This window comes from Brevibacterium sp. UMB1308A (genome assembly GCF_030230605.1).
Taxonomy (GTDB): Bacteria; Actinomycetota; Actinomycetes; order Actinomycetales; family Brevibacteriaceae; genus Brevibacterium.
On the sequence record NZ_JASPDO010000005.1, the window covers coordinates 99,174 to 119,176 of the forward strand.

Here is a 20,003-nt window from a genome sequence, read left to right on the forward strand (position 1 = left end):
ACTAAGCACATGGAATAACTGAGTAACGCACAGTGTTGCCTTGAACGACAAAGGAGATCAATGACTCAGACACAACTCGTCATCGTAGGTTCAGGGCCAGCTGGGTACACGGCTGCCGTCTACGCCGCACGCGCCGGCCTATCCCCCGTCGTTATCGCCGGGTCAGTCACCGCTGGTGGTGAACTCATGAACACCACTGATGTTGAAAACTTCCCCGGATTTCCAGAAGGTATCCAAGGGCCCGACCTCATGGAAAACATGCGCCAACAAGCTGAACGCTTTGGTGCCCAGGTCGTGTATGACGACGTCTCTTCGATTGGTTTCACACCAGGTGCACACAAGCTCACCACCGCGCTTGGAAGCGAGTACACAGCGCAGGCTGTAATTCTGGCTACAGGCTCCGCTTATCGTCACTTGAATGTCCCCGGTGAAGAAGCACTGTCTGGACACGGTGTGAGCTGGTGCGCCACGTGCGACGGGTTCTTCTTTAAGGATCAGCACATCGCTGTGGTTGGCGGGGGCGACTCCGCTCTTGAAGAAGCCACTTTCCTCACCCGTTTTGCTTCAAAGGTGACCCTCATTCACCGCAGGCAGGAATTCCGAGCGTCAGTGGCCATGCAGAAGCGCGCTGAAGCAGACCCCAAGTTGGAGTTTCTCTTGGATTCCGAGGTGGCAAGCATCCACGGTGACACCTCAGTCACGGGTCTCACGGTCCGCAATACAGTTACCGGAGAAGAATCCGAGCTTCCAGTTACTGGTCTGTTTGTAGCGATCGGTTCAGACCCACGCACAGACCTCTTTAAAGACACTCTTGATCTGCGCGAAGACGGCTACTTGGCTGTTGACGGACGTACGTCCAAGACATCGATCGAGGGAGTCTTTGCAGCAGGCGACGTCATTGATCCCGTATATCGTCAGGCAGTCACAGCAGCAGGTTCCGGCTGTGTGGCAGCCCTTGACGCCGAACATTACCTGGCCGAACTCACTGACCAGTCATAAACAAAGGAGAATAAATGGCACAGGAAGTTACAGACGCAACATTCAAGGAAGAAGTTCTCTCGAGCGATCTTCCTGTCCTTGTGGACTTTTGGGCACCATGGTGTGGCCCTTGTCGCATGGTTGGACCGATCGTGGACGAAATCGCCCAGGAACAGGCAGACAAACTCAAGGTCGTCAAACTCAACACCGACGATAACCTGGAGACCGCCTCGGCCTATGGCATTACTTCCATCCCTGCACTGTACGTGTTTAAGGGTGGCGAAGTAGCCAAGACCATTATTGGTGCACGTCCTAAGCCTGCTCTTGAACAGGAACTGGCCGAATTCATCGGTTAATCCATTGAGAACTCTTTAAGGGTGCCTGTTGTAAACTCAACAGGCACCCTTCTTCACGGTAAGGATCATGACAGTTTCCTCGATTCACCCTGGCGATTCAGACCCGTTAGTCGCAACGGTCAAAGCTCAACTTCACAGGTTGGGTTATCAGTGCGACCCTAGCTCTGAATTATTCGATCACCAGTTCGAATCCGTGATTCGTGAGTTTCAACAGTCCCGTGGGATCGTTGTAGACGGTGTGATTGGCGCGGAGACTTTTAAGGAACTGGAAATTGCGCGCTATAAGCTAGGTGACCGCGTTCTCCGCTTTGATCCTGTTAGGCCGTTGCAAGGTGACGACGTTACTGAACTTCAACACCGACTCTCACGCTTAGGTGTCTACACGGAATCAATCACATTTGAGTTCGGGTCAGCCACACACAACGCAGTGCGCGAAATTCAGAATGAGCTTGGCCTCTCCCCCGATGGCGTTGTTGGGCCGTCTACCTTAGCTGCGCTTTCGGCCGTGTATCGCCAGTCGTCGCATGGCAACTTGTGGGCGCTCCAAGAACGTGCACGCGTAACCGCTTCAGGCGAGTCATTGACCGGGCGCACCATTGTGATTGAGTCTGGTACGACCGCGCGCGATTTTGTTAACACCACTGCCACCTTCCAGTCACTTGAACAAGAAAGAACCTGGAGTGGCGACATTGCTTCCCGTGTCGAAGGCCGTTTGAGTGCTCTTGGTGCGTCGATTATGCACATCCCAAGCGATAAACCGCACCTCGCCGATGATCTGAACGCTGCGGCAGTTATAACGGTTAATCAAGATCACGCTCCCTCCCCTGCTCCAAACGGTATAGCCACTTTTTACTTTGGACAGAACAAAGACTCAAACATGGTCTCCCCTATCGGTCGTTCTTTGGGTGGCCTAGTACACCGTGAGGTTGTTGCCCGCACTCCCCTGTTGAACTGTGGCGTTCATGCACGTACGTGGGAAAGTTTGCGCAACGTCAACGCGCCAAAGGTTCAAGTCTTCGCTGGCTATATGTCCAACGAACATGACCGGGAGCTGTTAGCGCAAGCGTCCGTCCGGGATTCAATTGCAGAAGGAATTTCCGTAGCTGTTCAGCGTTTGTTTTTGCACAAGGACAATGACTACGACACCGGAACTCTGAATGTCGAGTCAATTCGTGAAATGCGCAACCTTTATTCTGCAAACTAGCTCTCAATGACAAAAGCCGCCAGTCGTTAGACCGGCGGCTTTTGCATACTCGGGCTATTCGTTAAGACCTAGTACCTTGAGAATTCGTTCTAGGTCCTGTTGATTAGCAAAATCAACTGTGATCTTTCCTTTGCGCTTCCCCATCACTATATTGACCTTGGTGTCGAGCTTGTCACCAACTGATTGAGCTAACGACACCAACTCAGGGTCTGCCTTCCGTGTTTCACGTGAAACATTTTTTTGATCACCACGATTCAAAAGAACTACAGCTTCCTCGGTAGCTCTGACGGATAGGCCTTCTGCCACGATGCGCTGAGCGAGCTCTTCCATTAACGCAGGATCATTGAGGCCTAATAACGCACGTGCGTGACCTTGTGAAAGAACTCCTGCTGCTACACGACGCTGCACTAATCCAGGCAGTCGAAGAAGACGAAGCGTGTTGGCAATCTGAGGGCGCGACCGGCCAATTCGTTCAGACAGCTCTTCCTGTGTGCATTTGAAGTCATCCAGCAATTGCTGGTACGCCGCAGCCTCTTCAAGCGGGTTGAGGTCCGATCGATGTAGGTTTTCAAGCAGTGCATCACGCAACAGGTCGTCGTCGCTGACTTCACGAACAATGGCAGGAATTTCTTTCAGCCCAGCTAACTTTGACGCGCGAAGCCTTCGCTCACCCATAATGAGCTCGTACGCCGGTTTCTTGGTGTCAACTACGCGAACGACCACCGGTTGCAGTACGCCTACCTCTCGAATCGAGGTGACGAGCTCGTCGAGATCATCTTCGTCAAAGACCGTCCTTGGCTGTCGCGGATTCGGCGAGATCGTATCAAGCTTCAGCATTCCGAATGCTGTTCCAGGTACTTTAACTAGCTCTGTTTCACGTGAAACATCGTCATTTGAAGCTTGCTTCGTCGTCTTGCGAGTTGATGACGTCTTTGCTGTCGTTGTTTTTCTTTTTGTAGCGTCGTTCTTAGAAGCTGTCGCCTTATCTTCATCCGTCTTGCGGGGGAGTGGCTTCTTCGAAGCGCGCGATTGTCGCATCGATTCCGCGGGATCCTTAGATGTTTCACGTGAAACACTCTTCTTGGTTTGAGGAAAAAAGACATCGACAGGACGGTCCTCATTGATCACGTCAGGAATGAGTGATCCAATTCCGCGGCCTAGTCCTCGTTTACGCTCAGCCATTCTGTGCTCCTCGCTCAGCTATTTCCTCCGCAACCTCTCGATACGAAAGCGCTCCGGAAGAGTTTGGATCATAAGTAATGACGGTCTTCCCATAGGAAGGCGCCTCAGAAATTCGGACATTGCGGGGGATAGGAGTATTGAGAGTCTGCGCTGGGAAGTGAGCGCGCACGTCCTCAGCCACCTGTGAGCTCAGATTGGTCCGCCCATCGTACATCGTCAAAAGAATAGTGCTTACAGATAGCCGAGGATTCAGGTGCTTTTGGATCAACTGAATATTCTTTAGCAGTTGGCTAAGACCCTCAAGAGCGTAGTACTCACATTGGATAGGGATCAGAACTTCTTCTGCAGCGACAAATGCGTTAACCGTGAGCAGTCCAAGGCTTGGTGGACAGTCGATAAACACATAATCAACTGGATTTCCTTCAGCCTCCCGTTGTTCCAAGTAGCTCTCGAGAGCCCGTTTGAGTCTGAATTCACGCGCGTGAACGGATACCAACTCAATTTCAGCACCTGCTAGATCGATCGTTGCCGGCACAGCACTTAGATTCTCGATATCTGGGCACTCGCTAACAACCTCGGCCATGTCCATACCATCGAGCAACACTTCGTAAACCGAGTTCACATCGGTTGAGTGCTCGATACCTAAAGCGGTACTCGCGTTACCTTGAGGGTCAATATCTATAACAAGGACCTGCAGTCCATGCATGGCCAGGGCAGCGGCAATATTAACAGTCGTCGTAGTTTTACCGACTCCACCCTTCTGGTTAGCGATCGTAAATATACGTGTACTTTGCGGTTTGGGGAAGCGCTTCGCCTCTAGACGCTCAGCTCGACGATTGTTTCGAGCGATCTCTGCGCCTAGGGGAGTCGAATCATCCAAAATGGGCATTTTGACTCCGTTCGTATCGTGACTACTCCATTCTAGGCCACATACGAACTGTCACTTCTGACGATCTAAACAGAATGTTTCACGTGAAACATTCCAAAAAGAAAACTCAGCAATGGGTAGGATTCGTTTAACTATCGAATACACGTTCTATTTTAGCGGCGTGAGGTTTCCACTACCCGTGTAGGAATCTCAAGGAACTCCTCACCCATGAGTTTGATAACCGGGGGAGTCATCTTGTGACGTTTGAGGACCTTCTTTGCCTTGTCGATCTCTTCCTGAGCTTTGAGTCCCTTGAGGGCAAGTAACCTTCCACCTGGGCTCAGAACTGGCGCCGACCATTCAACCAGCACGTTTAACGCTTTAACCGCGCGTGCGGTCACCACAGTAAAGACTTCGTCGTCTACGAGGTCTTCAACACGACCGCGAACGATACGAACGTTCTCAATACCGAGGTCGTCGACAACCATCCGTAACCACTCAACGCGCCTTTCCATTGCTTCGATAAGCACGAACGAGGCGTGAGGCTGTGCAAGCGCCAATACAAGGCCTGGCAGGCCAGCACCCGAACCAATATCACCCACGACGTCGTCATCGTGGATCATGGGCGCAACGACTGCGCAGTTCAGAATATGACGTGTCCATAACTTATCGAGCTCACGTGGCCCAATAAGGCCCCATTCCACACCAGTGGTAGCCAAGTGTTCGGCATAGGTGCGAGCATGGGGGAGACGCTCGCCAAAAATCTGTTCCGCACATGCGGGTACTGGTTCTACCTGAGACATCATTACTCAGCTGAGATAACCACGTGCCTGCGGTCGCCTTCGCCTTCCGATTCGGAAACCAAACCGGCCTTGGAAACCTGATCGTGAATAACTTTGCGTTCAAAAGAGTTCATGGGCTTGAGCGATACTGGTTCGCCAGAAGCCTTCACTTTCTCAATGTAATCGCGTGCCATTTCCTTCAAAGCGTCACGACGACGGTTACGGAAACCATCGATATCGAGCATCATCCATGAACGCTGGCCGGTAGCAGACTGCACTGCCAAACGGGTCAGTTCCTGAAGCGCTGCAAGCGTGCGACCTTCCTTGCCCACCAGTGTGGAAAGGTTGGAGTCTTCTTCATCGCAGACAATGGCAACCTGCGGGCGGCCTTCTTTCACATCGATGTCAATGTCACCATCGATATCGGCAATGTCGAGCAGTTCTTCCAGATAGTCCGCTGCAATATCGCCTTCTTCTTCAAGAAGTTCGGCACGAGTGGGCTTCTTTTCAACGATTTCGTCAGTCATGCTTCTCTACTTTTTCTTGTTTTTCTTCTTTTGACGAGCCTTGCTCATAGGTTGATGACGCTGTCCGGACTTAGGCTTTGTTTCCGACTCAGCAGCTTTCTTTGGCTGCATTGACTTAGGAAGCGGTTTACCCTGTCGCTCACGGCGAGCAATGAGTTCTTTTTCGGCCTTGGAACCAGGCGTAGGCATATTGCGAATCACGATGAACTGCTGAACCATGGTCCATACGTTCGAAACGAGCCAGTACACAATCAAACCAAGTGGGAAGTAAATACCACCCACAGCGAAGATGATTGGCATCATGTACAGAAGCATCTTCTGCTGTTGCATGAACGGGTTGTTCATAGCTGCTTCAGACATGTTCTTGGCCATGATCTGGCGCTGAGTGATGAACTGGGTAACACCCATGATCACGATTAGAATCGCGGTAAGAACCTTAGTTCCAAAATCACCCTGGAGGAAAGTGTCGGAAAGTTCGACACCAAAAATCGAAGCGTGGGTTGCCTGGCTTGCAAGCTCCTGTGTTAGACCCCCGATGGGCGGAATGTCACCGTTACCAATTCCTTCAGTGTTGCGAATAACGCGGAACAGTGAGAAGAAGATAGGCATCTGTACCAACAACGGCAAACATGAAGCGAATGGGTTGGTACCGTGCTTCTTAAACAGCGCCTGCTGCTCTTCTGCCATCTGTTGCCTGGAGAACTGGTCGCGCTTACCCTTGTACTTCTTTTGCAACGCCATCATCTCTGGTTGCAAAAGCTGCATCTTTCGCTGCGCCTTGATCTGGTAGACAAACAGGGGAATCAGCACAGCACGCACAACGATGGTCAAACCTGCAATCGCTGCGACCCACGTCCACCCGGCGGTTGGGCTCATTCCCAACGCGGTGAACGCCATGTGGAAGAATGCAAGAATCCAAGCGACGACCCACTCAATGGGCAGAAGTAGCTTGCCTAGCCAGTCCATGTAGTAATCTCCTAGACGCTGCGAGAAGCGTCATCTGTAAAAGCGTCAGGCACCATTGTGCCATTGTTCGCTCGCTTCATTTCCAAACTCCGCTGGTGAAGCACCGACCCGTGTACATAGTCGACACCACCGAGCGAAAAGGGGTTACACCTGAGCAGTCGCCACACTGTCATGGCCGTACCCACAATCAAACCTTTGACTTCAAACGCATCTAACGCATATTTCGAACATGTGGGGTAGTACTTGCACACGTTCCCATATAGCTTCGACACAGTTTTTCGATACCCGCGCATAAAGAGAACAGCTGGCATCCGCGGTGCTATGACACACGCATGCCCAATCTTTGCCCAAACACCACGTGGCCACGGTGGGAGCGATGACGGAGTGTTTTCCAATTCCTTCACTGGCTGTCCTCCGAAAGTACGCGGCTCAGAGCAACTTCGAAGTCGCGTTCTAAGTGGATGAACTCACTGAGAGCTGACTGGGGGAGTGCACGCACCACGTAGATCCCTGGCGGCATGTGAGCCAAACGTTCATGCGCGATGGCACGTAACCGACGTTTTACTCGGTTACGCATCACGGCATTTCCAATACCTTTAGAGACAACAAACCCCACGCGCGGGGCGTGGGATTCCGAGTTGAGTGCTACGTGAAGGATCAGGTTCCGGGTCCCGGCTTTCAGACCGGAGCGAAAAGCGCGCCGAAAGTCCTCAGAGCTACGAACCCGGTTCCCGACCGGTAACACTTAGGCTGAAAGGTTAGCGCGACCCTTGCGGCGGCGAGCAGCAAGGATGCTGCGTCCGGCGCGAGTACGCATACGCGCACGGAAACCGTGGGTCTTTGCACGCTTACGGTTGTTGGGCTGGAAAGTACGCTTGCTCACTTTAATACTCCGTCTATGTGGAAACTGTTTGCGGTGCCATGTACGGCACAGTGCGCGATCTACGGCGCTCCTGCGACCAGGCCGGATCAGTCACATCATGCAAAGGCCCGCAACACAGGACACTCCAGCATAAAGCGTGTGAGCCTCGCAGGTCAAACCCTATTGGCTCATCGGTGCTGAGGTTCACATTTTTGTCACCTCAACGTTGCTTGCACATCCTGCCCGTTACCTGACGTACACATCAAGTCTTCTTTGCAATTACACGTGTGTCGTTTTACGAGGTTTTAAACAACACCTTCCACAAATGACATGCATGTAGTTATCCACAAGGTTGTCCACCGATGTGGATAAATCAAGGGAACTGGGTTGAGAATTCCACATTGTGTGGAAAACTATGTGGAAGTAGGAACCATCTCTATCCACACGTGTGTTCACGCACCCTTAGGAACCACATGACCAATGAAAACGAGAACCTTCAACAAATCTGGACCGATGTCGTTGAAGGAATGCGCACTGATTCGCAACTTCAGCCTCGGCTGAAAGGCTTTTTGGGACTCGCCGAACCCAAAGCGATCGTTGAAGACTTAGTTGTGATCTCGGTCCCCAACGATCTGACCCGCCACACGTTTGAGCGTGAACTCCGGCAACCATTGGGGCAGGCTTTCAGCGAAGCTCTTGGCAGGCCTGTGTCGTTTGCTTTCGCGCTCGATTCCAGCATGAACACCGACCCGACACCTGCAGAGGAACCTGCAACGACCTCGGCGCCGGAACCCCAGATTGCAACACCTGCCCAACCCACGGTGGCAGCGCCTACAGAGTCTCCCGAGGTGGGAAGCTCAGATCTGAACCCCAAGTACACATTCGACAGCTTCGTTATTGGTGCGTCCAACCGCTTCGCTCACGCGGCCGCATTTGCGGTAGCCGAATCACCTGCCAAGGCGTACAACCCGCTGTTCATCTACGGAGATTCCGGGCTGGGTAAGACTCACTTGTTGCACGCGGTGGGCCACTATGCGCTCCAGCTCTACCCAAAGATCAGGGTGCGATACGTGTCCAGTGAAGAGTTCGTGAACGACTTCATTAACACGGTTGGTTCTCAAGTGACGTCGAATACGTTGCGTCCTGCGTTCCAGCGTCGGTACCGGGAAGTCGACATTCTCATGATTGACGACATTCAGTTCCTCCAGGGCAAAGACGCAACCGTCGAGGAGTTTTTCCACACTTTCAATGCTCTGCACGCTGAAAACAAGCAGGTCATCATCACGTCTGACCAGCCACCAAAGATGCTGAAAGGCTTCGAGGAGCGACTGCGGTCCAGGTTTGAGTCAGGGTTGCTCACTGACGTCCAGCCACCAGACCTGGAAACTCGTTTTGCGATTCTTCGTAACAAGGCCGCCAACGAAAACTTGGCCGTTCCAGACGAAGTCTTGGAGTTCATCGCTTCCCGCGTTTCATCGAATATTCGAGAACTCGAAGGAGCGCTCATTCGCGTCACGGCGTTCTCCAACCTCAACGAACAGGTTATTGACGTTGGACTTGCTCAAACCGTGCTGAAGGACTTCATCACCCACGATGAAACGCCCGAAATCACGGCGACAGACATCATGGGCCAGACCGCCCAGTACTTCAACCTGTCGATCGAGGACCTGCAGGGGTCTAGTCGTTCGCGCACGTTGACTACTGCGCGTCAGATCGCAATGTACCTGTGTCGTGAACTCACGGATCTATCGCTTCCCAAGATTGGTGAAGCCTTTGGCGGACGTGACCACACAACGGTCATGCACGCCAACCGCAAGATCGGCACCCAAATGGCTGAGCGACGCGCGATCTACACCCAGGTCACGGAACTCACTAACCGGATCAAGCAACAGCACCGGCTTTAAGACTCAGCGGCTAGGAGCCAACGTCCTCAATAAAACGTGCGCACGCACGTAATTAACACAGGAATTGCGTTGTACACAACTGTGGAAAAGTCTGTGCATATTGCATGTTTTCCTGTGGGGTGATGAATGAACTTCTCATGACCTCCGGTGGATGCCTGTGTAACTACTTCAATGTAACTCACAAGCATCCACTGACACGTGGAACTTTACGCACACACATGTGCACACGGCTGATTAGTCGCTTGGGCGCATAAAAGCTCGACGACATCGATGTAATTCCACAGTTTCCACAAGTCCTACTACTGCAAATATTTTCAAGCTGAATTACAAGAAGGGACGCCGCGCACTGCTCTGAGGACCCTGCTGTGAACCGATTTGCGAATGAGTAATTACAAGAATTGCTCGGGGTATCACCGGCGTGTAAAGTTGCAATCTGCAAATAAGTACGAACTTTGGGGAGAGACGTGAACGCAGACAGCACCGTGAAGTTCAAAGTTGAACGTGACGTCTTTGCCGACGCAGTGACTTGGGCAGCCAAGAATTTGCCTCAGCGTCCCGTAATTCCTGTTCTCACAGGTGTGTTAGTAACAGCAGAAAGTGACGGTACCGTCCGCTTTGCGTTCTATGACTTGGATGTTTCTCAGCGCATCACTGTTGAAGCTGATGTCGAAACACCGGGAACATTCCTGGTTTCTGGTCGCCTCTTGGCTGACATCGCGCGTGCTTTGCCGCCTCAGCAAGTTGTTCTTGAACTCAACAATGGCAAGGTAGACATTTCCTGTGGTTCATCGCGCTTCTCGCTGATGACCATGCCAGTTGAGGAATACCCTGACCTGCCAACAATTCCTGACACAACAGGTGTTGTGAGCGCATCCACCTTCCAGCACGCTGTGTCGCAGGTTGCCGTAGCTGCTTCACGTGATGACACTTTGCCTGTTTTGACGAGTGTCCGCATTGAAATTGAGGGCGACAAGGTCACTCTTCTTGCAACTGACCGTTACCGTCTTGCCGTTCGCCAGTTCACGTGGAACCCGCGTACACCAGACTTTTCTGCGAATGCCCTGCTTCGCGCTAAGACCTTGTCTGAAGTCGCTAAGTCAATGTCGGGCGATCTCGAGATTTCGGTTGCAGAATCCAACGGCAAGGAAATGCTGTCATTCTCTTCCGACGGCCGAGTTGTGACCTCACTTCTCATTGAAGGTGACTACCCTAAGGTGCGTTCGTTGTTCCCTAAGGAATCAACGATTACTGCAGTTTTGCAGGTGGGAGCACTCCGGGAAGCGGTTCGCCGTGTGTCTCTTGTCGCTGAACGCAACACTCCTATCAAGTTTGAGTTCACAGACGGCTCTCTTGTTCTTCGTGCTGGTGCTGGTGATGACGCTCAAGCAAGTGAAGCGCTTCCGGCCACAATCGAGGGTGGCGACATTCTCACTGGCTTTAACCCGCACTACATTTCCGAGGGACTTAACGCGATCGATACTCCGTATGTGCGTTTCAGCCTCACGGACCCCAAGAAACCGGTAGTGATTTCTGGTATGCAGGAGCCTGATGGTGAAGTCGATTCGGCTTACCGTTACCTGCTCATGCCGATTCTGCGTTTCTAAGCGAGGTTAAACATGTGGGTTTCGCAGCTGCGTCTGCGTAACTTTCGCTCCTACGAGTCCTTCGATGTCGCTCTAGAAAAGGGCGTAAGCACATTCGTTGCACCTAACGGGTGGGGAAAAACCAATCTTGTTGAGGCGTTGGCGTACGTTTCACACTTGAAATCCCACAGGGTTTCGCAAGATTTGCCATTGGTCAGGTCCGGTTGTGATGAGGCAACCGTTGCTGTTTTGGCTCACCGAGGTGACCGTCAGTTGGCCTTAGAAGTCACCGTCCGTGCCAAAGGGGCCAATTCGGCCAGGATCCAGCGTCAGTCGGTGCGTCCCCGTGAGTTGGTTGGTCTGTTGCCGTGTGTGGTGTTTGCGCCAGAAGACTTGGGTCTGGTGAAGGGTGAACCGGCTCAACGGCGGGATTTTCTTGATGACTTGTTGGTGACTCAGTCACCTAGATTCGTGGCCGTGCGGGCAGATTTTGACCGGGCGCTCAAGCAACGAAACGCCTTGCTGAAGGAACTGAAAAACAACCGCGATCCAGGTCTTGAGGCAACGCTTGCAATTTGGGATGAGGCGTTTGCGGAGGCTGCATCCCAGCTGGTGGTGGGGCGAATGGATTTGGTGGAGCGCCTTACTCAACCTTTGCAGAATGACTTTGCCACCTTGGCGCAGGATGCCAATGAGGACCGCAAAAGAGTGACCGCAACCTATACGTCGCGGATTGATTATTCGGATATCGAAGACGCTACTGATGCGAAGAACGCAATTATTGCGGCCCTTCAGTCCAGGAGGGTGCCCGAAATTGACCGGGGTCTCACGCTAGTGGGGCCACAGCGTGACGATCTTGAACTTGAGATCGGGGGAGTTTCGGCAAAGCACTACGCTTCGCACGGTGAGTCCTGGTCAGTGGCCTTGGCACTGAAGTTGGCTGGCTGGCACGTACTTCAAGAAGACAACAGTGGCCCGGATGATTCCGCTGTTTTGGTGCTCGATGACGTTTTCGCTGAACTCGATGAGGGCCGTCGCAACCGCTTGGCTGGAATGCTTGAGCCTGCGCAACAGGTTCTGATCACCGCCGCGGTCCCTGGTGACGTTCCGGAGTCCTTGCACTCGACCATTATTAACTTAAGGGACGCCTAGTGGGGCAGTACACCCTGGGGGATCCCACCACCTCGGTCGCGGTGTTAGAGGCGTTGGACCGGGTGCGCCGCATGGGGGACGGTGCGGATTTGGCAACTGGTGCAAAGCGTTCGTGGCGTAGTTTTACCCGCGCCGAGGTCGTCTATTCCGGTCCTGGTAAGGATCCTCGGGATCCGCAGAAGTTGGGTATCAGCTTGGCTACGCTGACGAAGAAGTTTGGGTGGGAGAGTCAGCTCGATGTGGGTGAGCTGATGGGTAGGTGGCCGCAACTTGTGGGTGCAAATGTGGCTGAGCACTGTGTACCGGTCGTGTGTGAACCGCCCATGTTGGTGGTGCGTGCGAGTTCGAGTACGTGGGCTACGCAGATGCGCGTGATGTCGATGATGCTTTTGGATCGGCTAGAAAAGGAGCTGGGAAGGCGCATCATTGACGAGATTGAGATTCTGGGCCCAACTCAGAAGTCGTGGAAGCGTGGAAGACGCTCAGTTAAAGGTCGGGGACCCAGGGATACGTACGGATAGAAGGCATCGTTTGTACGTCTGGAAAGTCCGCAAACTGGCGAAGCGCTGAACGCCCAAATAACGGCCGCACACCCGTGGAGCTAAGGGGCGGTGTGTGAATCGGGATAAACTTCCAAATTTGCCCGGTTTAAACGCCTTATATAGAGGTATGAGAGTTGCGAACACGGTACTATTGAGCAGTACGTATTGTTCAGACGAGGAGACCCATGACAGCGGACGACAACCGGCATTATGACGCGGACGATATTACCGTCCTGGAAGGTTTAGAAGCGGTTCGTAAGCGTCCCGGTATGTACATCGGGTCAACATCCGAACGTGGTCTGCACCACTTGGTATATGAAATCGTCGACAACGCTGTCGATGAGGCTCTGGCCGGGTTCAACGACAGAATCCACGTCACCATTTTGGCTGATGGGGGAGTGCGGGTAGAAGACCGAGGTCGTGGTATCCCGGTTGCCATTCACTCCACTGAGAAGGTCCCCACCTTGCAGGTGGTTCTGACGATCCTGCACGCCGGAGGTAAATTCGGTGGTGGCGGATACGCAGTATCCGGTGGTTTGCACGGTGTGGGTTCTTCAGTCGTTAACGCGCTGTCGAAGAGGATGGACGCAGAAGTTCACCGTGACGGATTTGTGTGGCGTCAAAGCTACGAGCGCGGTGTACCCACGGGTGAGGTCACCAAGGGCGAAGCGGCTGATCACACCGGAACGATCATCACGTTCTGGCCGGATGAAGAGATTTTTGACACCGTCCAGTTCAATTTTGAAACGCTACGCGCTCGCTTCCAGCAGATGGCGTTCTTGAACAAAGGGCTCAGCATTACTCTGCGCGACGAACGCGCAGAACAGGTCAATGACGACGACGTTCAGTTAGAAGAACAAGAAGAAGAGTTCAAGCCACGTGAAGTCACGTTTAAGTATGACAACGGCCTCTTTGATTACGTGAAGTACTTGAACTCCACTAAGAAGTCTGAGCCAGTTCACGAAGACATCATTTCGTTTGAAGCTGAAGACACTGAAGAAACCATTGCGCTTGAAGTCGCAATGCAGTGGACGTCGAGCTACGCAGAATCGGTTCACACGTATGCCAACACCATTAATACCCACGAAGGTGGAACGCACGAAGAAGGTTTCCGCATCGCGTTGACTAACTTGATCAACGCGTATGCGCGTGAACAAAAGCTCTTAAAGGAAAAGGACACCAACCTCACTGGTGATGACGTGCGTGAAGGACTCACTGCGGTTATCTCCATCAAACTGGGTGAACCACAGTTCGAAGGTCAAACCAAAACCAAGCTGGGGAACTCAGAAGCACGCGGGTTTGTGCAGCGGGTAGTCCGCGACCACCTCGGGCACTGGCTGGAATCCAACCCTATGCAAGCCAAAGAGGTCGTCCGCAAGGCCATCCAGGCTTCTCAAGCACGGATGGCTGCCCGCAAGGCTCGAGAGGCGACGCGCAGGAAGTCGCTGTTGGAGTCTTCGGGTCTGCCTGGAAAGCTCAAAGACTGCCAGTCAAAGGACCCGTCGATTTCGGAAGTGTTCATTGTGGAGGGTGACTCCGCTGGTGGTTCGGCGGTGCAGGGCCGTGACCCACTGACGCAGGCGATTCTGCCGTTGCGTGGAAAGATCCTCAACGTTGAAAAGGCTAGGCTCGACCGTGCGCTGTCGAACCTGGAAGTGCAGTCGATGATTACGGCTTTTGGAACCGGAATCGGCGACGAATTCGACATCGAGAAACTGCGCTACCACAAGATTGTGCTGATGGCTGACGCCGATGTTGACGGCCAGCACATCACCACGTTGTTGCTCACGCTGATCTTCCGGTACATGAAGCCGCTCATCGAGCGTGGTCACGTGTACTTGGCTACCCCGCCGCTGTACCGCATCAAGTGGTCGAATGCCGCGGATGAATTTGCGTACACAGATCGGGAACGTGACGCGCTCCTGACTGACGGGCGCGCCAACGGGAAGCGGTTGCCTAAAGAACTGGGTATCCAGCGCTACAAGGGTCTTGGTGAAATGAACTACCACGAACTGTGGGAGACCACCATGAACCCTGATCACCGTCTGCTCAAGCAGGTCACGCTGGACGACGCGATGGTGGCCGACGAGATTTTCTCGGTGCTCATGGGCGATGACGTGGATTCGCGCAAACGCTTTATTCAAGAGAACGCAAAAGACGTTCGCTTCCTAGACATTTAAGACATACGACGTTGCCAGCTCGCGTGTGCGAGTCAGCGTTCAGACATGAGGAGGGCTTAAGTGGCCGACGAAACTCACGGTGAGGACCAGACACCAGAAGACGCGCAAGGCGTAGTGGCCTCACGAGTTGAAAAGGTTGATCTCAACCTTGAAATGCAGCGTAGTTATTTGGACTACGCAATGAGTGTGATTGTAGGGCGTGCGCTTCCTGACGCCAGGGACGGTTTGAAGCCGGTTCACCGTCGCGTTCTCTATGCGATGTATGACGGTGGGTACCGCCCTGACCGTAACTACTCCAAGTGCTCACGTGTTGTGGGTGACGTGATGGGTCAGTACCACCCACACGGTGACTCCGCGATTTACGACGCTTTGGTGCGTTTGGTTCAGCCGTGGGCCATGCGCTACCCGCTCATTGACGGGCAGGGTAACTTCGGTTCGGCCGGTAATGATGGGGCGGCTGCTCCTCGTTACACGGAGTGCAAAATGGCGCCACTGTCCTTGGAGATGGTGCGTGACATCGAAGAAGACACGGTTGACTTCCAGGACAACTACGACGGGCGTAACCAAGAACCGGTGTACCTGCCGGCTAGGTTCCCAAACCTGCTGGTCAACGGTTCGGCCGGTATTGCGGTGGGTATGGCCACGAACATTCCGCCGCACAACCTGCGTGAAGTAGCAGCCGGTGCGCAGTGGTTGTTGGCGCACCCGGATGCCACAAACGACGAAGCTCTTGAAGCGTTGCTGGGCATTATCAAGGGGCCAGACTTTCCCAACGGCGCCACCATTTTGGGGCGCAAGGGAATTGAGGACGCGTACCGTACCGGCCGTGGATCGATCACGCAGCGTGCGGTTGTGGAAGTGGAAGAGATCCAGGGACGTACGTGCCTGGTGGTGACTGAACTTCCGTACATGGTGAACCCGGATACGTTGGCGAACAAGATCGCTTCGTACGTTAAGGACGGCAAGGTTGCTGGTATTGCTGACCTGCGTGACGAGTCTTCTGGGCGTACCGGTCAGCGGTTGGTCATTGTCCTGAAGCGCGATGCGGTCGCAAAGGTCGTGCTGAATAACCTGTACAAGCACACGCAGCTGCAGGAGAACTTCTCAGCGAACATGCTGGCGCTGGTGGACAATGTTCCACGGACCTTGTCCATTGACGCGTTCTTGCGTTTGTGGGTCAAGCACCAGATCGACGTGATTGTGCGTCGTACGCGTTTCCGCTTGAAGAAGGCGGAAGAACGCGCCCACATTCTGCGCGGTTACCTCAAGGCACTTTCTGCACTTGATGAAGTGATTGCGTTGATTCGTCGTTCGCCGTCTTCGGATGAAGCGCGGACCGGCCTGATGGAGCTGTTGGACGTCGACGAAATCCAGGCAAATGCGATTTTGGACTTGCAGTTGCGCCGTCTGGCAGCGCTTGAACGTCTCAAGATCGAAGAAGAAGCTCAGAAGATTGAAGAACTGATCAAGGACTACAACGAGATCCTTGAAACGCCTGCGCGTCAGCGTGAAATCGTGTCTGAAGAACTTGACGCGGTTGTGCAGCGCTACGGGGATGATCGCCGTACCAAGATTTTGGCTGGCTTCGACGGTGACGTGTCCATCGAAGACCTGATCCCTGAAGAAGAAGTGGTCGTCACCATTACTCGTGGAGGGTACGCAAAGCGCACCCAGTCTGCGTTGTACCGGGCCCAACACCGAGGTGGTAAGGGCATCACGGGTGCCCGCCTGCGTGGGGACGATGTGGTGGAGCAGTTCTTCGTGACGTCGACGCACAACTGGCTGTTGTTCTTCACCAACACAGGGCGTGTGTACCGTGCGAAAGCCTATGAGCTGCCAGAAGGTATGCGTGACGCTAAGGGTCAGCACGTCGCCAACCTGTTGGCGCTGCAACCTGATGAAGAGATTGCGGAAGTCCTGTCGATCCCGGACTATGACGCGGCGCAGTACTTGATGCTTGCCACGAAGTCTGGTCTGGTGAAGAAGACGCGGCTGTCTGAATACGACTCCAACCGCACCGGTGGTGTCATCGCGATCAACCTGCGCGAAATGGCAGATGGAAAACCAGACGAATTGGTTTCAGCGCGCTTGGTTGACGCTGAAGACCACTTGCTCCTGGTGTCCCGTAAAGGAATGTCGATCAGGTTCGCCGCGGACGACTCGACAATCAGGCCAACGGGCCGTGCCACCTCGGGCGTTACCGGAATGAAGTTCAAAGATGACGACACCTTGCTCACCATGGACGTCGTCACTCCAGGCACGTACGTGTTCGTGGTGACGGAGGCCGGATTCGCCAAGCGCACCCCGGTTGAGGAATACCGTTTGCAGGGACGTGGCGGATTTGGAATTAAGGTCGCTAAGATCACTGAACAGCGCGGTGATCTGGTTGGCGGACTGATCGTGTCCGAGGGTGACGACGTGTTTGTTGTCATGGAAATGGGCAAGGTTGTGCGCTCCAAGATCGATGAGGTTCCTGCCAAGGGCCGTAACACGATGGGAGTTGTGTTTGCGAAACCGGGTAAGAAGGACCGTATTATTGCGGTGACTCGGGGACCGGAAGCTGAAGACATTCTGGATGAAGTCGAAGAAGGTACGGTTTCTGATGCTGAGCTTGATGGCGAGTCAGTAGACTCGGACCAGTCAGCCGAAACTCAGGACGACCAGTCAGCCGAAACTCAATCAGCAGACGAAGGTGATGGACACCAGTGAGCGATAACGAGAACAAGCCAAGGATCCTCAGGACCTCAGCAGGGAAGACCCGCTTGACGGCGGGGTCGTCTGACACTGGTCAGTCGCAGAGTGGTGCTACTGAGAACAAGCGCGAAGCATCTAGTGCTGGCGGCGGTCAGCCGGCGAAGCCACAGCAACCGGCAAAGTCGCAGCAGGCCGGGCAGACTGCTCAGCCAAAGACAACGACCCAGGCACAGACGCCGGCAAAGGCTGGGTCAGGCGGACAGGCAGGGAAGCCGGCGGGACAGCAGGAGCAACCCGTGAAGGCACAGCCCGCGAAGCCTGCGCAGGCTCCAGCCGCTGGAACTGACTCTGCAAGCACCTCCGGCTCTGGAAAGTCCGGTGCGGGAGATAGTAGTGCGACGGGCACTGACGCATCCAAGGCAAACAGTTCGGGTGTGCGCTCCACATCGCAGGGAGTTCGCCTGGGTGGTTCCAAGTCAGATGCTGGGCAGACTCAGGTGGTAGCGACCTCGGGCGGGGCTGGTAGTGCTGGGAGTGCCGGCGGAGGTACCGGCGGCGTTGCGGGCGGACGTGGTTCCGAGGCGCCAACACAGCAGGGTTCAGGACCAGATACGTCCCGTGACCGAGGTGGCGAATCGCAGCCGTCCTCACAGGCTCAGCGTGGGTCGGCTCCCACGCAAGTTGGCGGTGTAGGCGCTGTAGCCGGAGCAGGCGCGGGTGCGTCTGCGGCGGGTGGTGCTGCGACCTCGGCGTCGGCAAACCAGTCAGGATCCGGGCCGGACCACTCCAACGTTGCGAAGACCAGTGGCGCGAAGAAGTCCAAGGATGGCGTGCGCGCGAGCTCTGCCGGCGTGAAGATGAAGGGCAACAAGAAGTCGGGGCCGCGTAGTGTGAACCTGACGGTGGCCAGTGTTGACCTGTGGTCGGTCTCGAAGATGACGTTGCTGCTGTCGGTGGCGCTGGGTATTGCGACGATTGTGGCGTTCATTATTCTGTGGCTGGTGCTGCAGGCGACGGGAACGCTGGAGAGCATCCGTGGAACCATGGGTGAGATCGCGGGACCCGAGTCAGCAGAAGAGATGTTGAAGTTGCTTGGGTTTGGTCCGGTTGTGAGCTTTGCGGTGATTCTGGCCGTGGTGAACGTGGTGCTTATGACCGCGCTGGCGACGCTGTTTGGGTTCTTGTACAACATTGGATCGTCGATGGTGGGCGGATTCCGCTTGACGCTGGTCGACGACTGAGGCTGATTTGTGGCTGCGGCCCTGGCTGGCGGTTGAGGTTGGCTGAGTGTGTGAGCTCTCGCTCGGATGCTGTGTGCAGTGTCCGGGCGAGAGTTATTTTTGGGTGGGTCTTTGGGCGTGAGTTCGCCCGGTTCTGGTGGGTGCGAGTACGTGTTTTGCAAAGTGTTTGAAACGTGTGTATATTAGATTTTCGGTTTAGGGCCTATAGCTCAGGCGGTTAGAGCGCTTCACTGATAATGAAGAGGTCCCTGGTTCAAGTCCAGGTAGGCCCACGTAACCACATCCGATCGGAGGAAACGACGTGAAGAAATGGTTGCCGGTCACACTGTTAGCGGCCCTTTTGGGTTGTGTGTTGCGAGTAAGATCACAGCGACAGCGTGGCCACCAGGAGTGGAAATCCTACACCGACTCGGTATAAAGTAGATTTCACCGCTTGGGGGTATGGCGCAATTGGTAGCGCATCTGCTTTGCAAGCAGAGGGTTAGGGGTTCGAGTCCCCTTACCTCCACTCGAGAAGCTAGTGAGACAGCACTCGTAGAACAAAAGCCCTGGTGGGATAACCCACCAGGGTTTTTGCGTTGTCCCGCTGGCCTCATTCCTGGGTTATAGGCCAAAAAGTGTGTATGGGTCGGGCGTGTTAGGGGTGTCTTCCGGCCCATCCTTGTCGGAGTTTGATGCCGTCTTCGTAGGTGAAGCCGGTGTCGTATTCTGCAGGTCCGATGGGTTCGTCGGGTTGTGTGTGGGCGTGTGGTTGTGGTGGGTTCCAGTGGGTTTCGGTGACGAAGTCCCAGGGGTCGTTGGGGTTGTGTGTGGCTTTGTAGAGTATCCAGTCGATGCCTCGGCGGGCGTGGTTGATGGTGAGTCCGCGGTGGTTTCTTAGGAAGTCTTTGATGGCTTTGTTCGGTCCTCCTTCTAGCGAGTTGATTGTGTTCGCGACTGGTTGGGTTGTGTGGGTGTTCAGCCAGGTGAAGAGCTCGTTAGT

At 54.1% G+C, this 20,003-nt stretch carries 18 protein-coding genes, 2 tRNA genes and 1 pseudogene; 12 read left to right on the top strand and 9 right to left on the bottom strand.

Annotation, left to right across the window (positions count from 1 at the left end; translation table 11 throughout):
• The first annotated feature begins 60 nt into the window (after positions 1-60).
• The 3 genes from trxB to QP868_RS04265 all read left to right on the top strand — a co-directional run bounded on the left by trxB (position 61) and on the right by QP868_RS04265 (position 2,538).
• Positions 61-999, top strand: a complete 939-nt coding sequence (gene trxB, locus QP868_RS04255; protein ID WP_284925377.1) for a thioredoxin-disulfide reductase — start codon at positions 61-63, stop codon at positions 997-999.
• Positions 1,000-1,013: 14 nt separating this feature from the next.
• Complete coding sequence (gene trxA, locus QP868_RS04260; protein ID WP_005882597.1) at positions 1,014-1,334, top strand: thioredoxin; 321 nt, start codon at positions 1,014-1,016, stop codon at positions 1,332-1,334.
• A 67-nt stretch (positions 1,335-1,401) separates the two neighbouring features.
• Positions 1,402-2,538, top strand: coding sequence for an N-acetylmuramoyl-L-alanine amidase (locus QP868_RS04265; protein WP_284925378.1), 1,137 nt, complete (start codon positions 1,402-1,404; stop codon positions 2,536-2,538).
• A gap of 54 nt (positions 2,539-2,592) precedes the next feature.
• On the opposite strand, the gene QP868_RS04270 is transcribed toward QP868_RS04265, so the two are convergent.
• From QP868_RS04270 to rpmH, 8 genes are all read right to left on the bottom strand, one after another.
• Entirely contained in the window at positions 2,593-3,720 is a 1,128-nt protein-coding gene (locus QP868_RS04270) for a ParB/RepB/Spo0J family partition protein (RefSeq protein WP_284925379.1), read from the bottom strand.
• The gene (locus QP868_RS04275; RefSeq protein ID WP_284925380.1) at positions 3,713-4,609 is read right to left on the bottom strand and encodes a ParA family protein; all 897 of its coding nucleotides are present in this window, start codon (positions 4,607-4,609) and stop codon (positions 3,713-3,715) included. The genes QP868_RS04270 and QP868_RS04275 overlap by 8 nt, the downstream gene beginning before the upstream one ends.
• Positions 4,610-4,761: 152 nt before the next feature.
• Positions 4,762-5,394 carry a 16S rRNA (guanine(527)-N(7))-methyltransferase RsmG gene (gene rsmG, locus QP868_RS04280; protein ID WP_284925381.1) on the bottom strand — a complete coding sequence of 211 codons (633 nt, stop codon included), beginning with the start codon at positions 5,392-5,394 and terminating at the stop codon, positions 4,762-4,764.
• Positions 5,394-5,897 carry a Jag family protein gene (locus QP868_RS04285; protein WP_284925382.1) on the bottom strand — a complete coding sequence of 168 codons (504 nt, stop codon included), beginning with the start codon at positions 5,895-5,897 and terminating at the stop codon, positions 5,394-5,396. The genes rsmG and QP868_RS04285 overlap by 1 nt, the downstream gene beginning before the upstream one ends.
• A gap of 6 nt (positions 5,898-5,903) precedes the next feature.
• Complete coding sequence (gene yidC, locus QP868_RS04290; protein WP_284925383.1) at positions 5,904-6,863, bottom strand: membrane protein insertase YidC; 960 nt, start codon at positions 6,861-6,863, stop codon at positions 5,904-5,906.
• An 11-nt stretch (positions 6,864-6,874) separates the two neighbouring features.
• Positions 6,875-7,174: a membrane protein insertion efficiency factor YidD gene (yidD, locus tag QP868_RS04295; protein WP_350309966.1), complete on the bottom strand. Its 300-nt coding sequence runs from the start codon at positions 7,172-7,174 to the stop codon at positions 6,875-6,877.
• An 89-nt stretch (positions 7,175-7,263) separates the two neighbouring features.
• Positions 7,264-7,608, bottom strand: coding sequence for a ribonuclease P protein component (rnpA, locus tag QP868_RS04300; protein WP_284925385.1), 345 nt, complete (start codon positions 7,606-7,608; stop codon positions 7,264-7,266).
• Positions 7,609-7,746 (bottom strand): 50S ribosomal protein L34, encoded by a 138-nt coding sequence (gene rpmH / locus QP868_RS04305; protein ID WP_284925386.1) that lies wholly within the window; start codon positions 7,744-7,746, stop codon positions 7,609-7,611. It abuts the gene before it with no gap.
• Between the two features lie 452 nt (positions 7,747-8,198).
• Between rpmH and dnaA the strand changes: the two genes are divergently transcribed.
• From dnaA to QP868_RS04350, 9 genes are all read left to right on the top strand, one after another.
• Positions 8,199-9,629, top strand: a complete 1,431-nt coding sequence (gene dnaA / locus QP868_RS04310; RefSeq protein WP_284925387.1) for a chromosomal replication initiator protein DnaA — start codon at positions 8,199-8,201, stop codon at positions 9,627-9,629.
• A 464-nt stretch (positions 9,630-10,093) separates the two neighbouring features.
• The gene (gene dnaN, locus QP868_RS04315; protein WP_284925388.1) at positions 10,094-11,233 is read left to right on the top strand and encodes a DNA polymerase III subunit beta; all 1,140 of its coding nucleotides are present in this window, start codon (positions 10,094-10,096) and stop codon (positions 11,231-11,233) included.
• 12 nt (positions 11,234-11,245) lie between these two features.
• On the top strand, positions 11,246-12,364 hold the full coding sequence (gene recF, locus QP868_RS04320; protein ID WP_284925389.1) for a DNA replication/repair protein RecF: 1,119 nt from the start codon (positions 11,246-11,248) through the stop codon (positions 12,362-12,364).
• The gene (locus QP868_RS04325; RefSeq protein ID WP_284925390.1) at positions 12,364-12,885 is read left to right on the top strand and encodes a DciA family protein; all 522 of its coding nucleotides are present in this window, start codon (positions 12,364-12,366) and stop codon (positions 12,883-12,885) included. The genes recF and QP868_RS04325 overlap by 1 nt, the downstream gene beginning before the upstream one ends.
• Positions 12,886-13,091: 206 nt before the next feature.
• Positions 13,092-15,086, top strand: coding sequence for a DNA topoisomerase (ATP-hydrolyzing) subunit B (gene gyrB, locus QP868_RS04330; RefSeq protein ID WP_005882568.1), 1,995 nt, complete (start codon positions 13,092-13,094; stop codon positions 15,084-15,086).
• Positions 15,087-15,146: 60 nt separating this feature from the next.
• Entirely contained in the window at positions 15,147-17,795 is a 2,649-nt protein-coding gene (gyrA, locus tag QP868_RS04335; protein ID WP_473964625.1) for a DNA gyrase subunit A, read from the top strand.
• Positions 17,792-19,021, top strand: a complete 1,230-nt coding sequence (locus tag QP868_RS04340; RefSeq protein ID WP_284925391.1) for a DUF3566 domain-containing protein — start codon at positions 17,792-17,794, stop codon at positions 19,019-19,021. Before gyrA ends, QP868_RS04340 begins: the two co-directional genes overlap by 4 nt.
• A 198-nt stretch (positions 19,022-19,219) precedes the next feature.
• Positions 19,220-19,293 (top strand) — tRNA-Ile (locus tag QP868_RS04345).
• A 163-nt stretch (positions 19,294-19,456) separates the two neighbouring features.
• Positions 19,457-19,529: transfer RNA gene (locus QP868_RS04350), tRNA-Ala, on the top strand.
• A gap of 129 nt (positions 19,530-19,658) precedes the next feature.
• Here QP868_RS04350 and QP868_RS04355 read toward each other — a convergent pair.
• Positions 19,659-20,003 (bottom strand): annotated as a pseudogene (locus tag QP868_RS04355) (IS256 family transposase); the annotation flags it as partial.

Coding starts and splice junctions, on each gene's coding strand:
- trxB (WP_284925377.1), top strand. CDS start 61: ATGACTCAGACACAACTCGTCATCGTAGGTTCAGGGCCAGCTGGGTAC.
- trxA (WP_005882597.1), top strand. CDS start 1,014: ATGGCACAGGAAGTTACAGACGCAACATTCAAGGAAGAAGTTCTCTCG.
- QP868_RS04265 (WP_284925378.1), top strand. CDS start 1,402: ATGACAGTTTCCTCGATTCACCCTGGCGATTCAGACCCGTTAGTCGCA.
- QP868_RS04270 (WP_284925379.1), bottom strand. CDS start 3,720: ATGGCTGAGCGTAAACGAGGACTAGGCCGCGGAATTGGATCACTCATT.
- QP868_RS04275 (WP_284925380.1), bottom strand. CDS start 4,609: ATGCCCATTTTGGATGATTCGACTCCCCTAGGCGCAGAGATCGCTCGA.
- rsmG (WP_284925381.1), bottom strand. CDS start 5,394: ATGATGTCTCAGGTAGAACCAGTACCCGCATGTGCGGAACAGATTTTT.
- QP868_RS04285 (WP_284925382.1), bottom strand. CDS start 5,897: ATGACTGACGAAATCGTTGAAAAGAAGCCCACTCGTGCCGAACTTCTT.
- yidC (WP_284925383.1), bottom strand. CDS start 6,863: ATGGACTGGCTAGGCAAGCTACTTCTGCCCATTGAGTGGGTCGTCGCT.
- yidD (WP_350309966.1), bottom strand. CDS start 7,174: ATGCCAGCTGTTCTCTTTATGCGCGGGTATCGAAAAACTGTGTCGAAG.
- dnaA (WP_284925387.1), top strand. CDS start 8,199: ATGACCAATGAAAACGAGAACCTTCAACAAATCTGGACCGATGTCGTT.
- recF (WP_284925389.1), top strand. CDS start 11,246: ATGTGGGTTTCGCAGCTGCGTCTGCGTAACTTTCGCTCCTACGAGTCC.
- gyrB (WP_005882568.1), top strand. CDS start 13,092: ATGACAGCGGACGACAACCGGCATTATGACGCGGACGATATTACCGTC.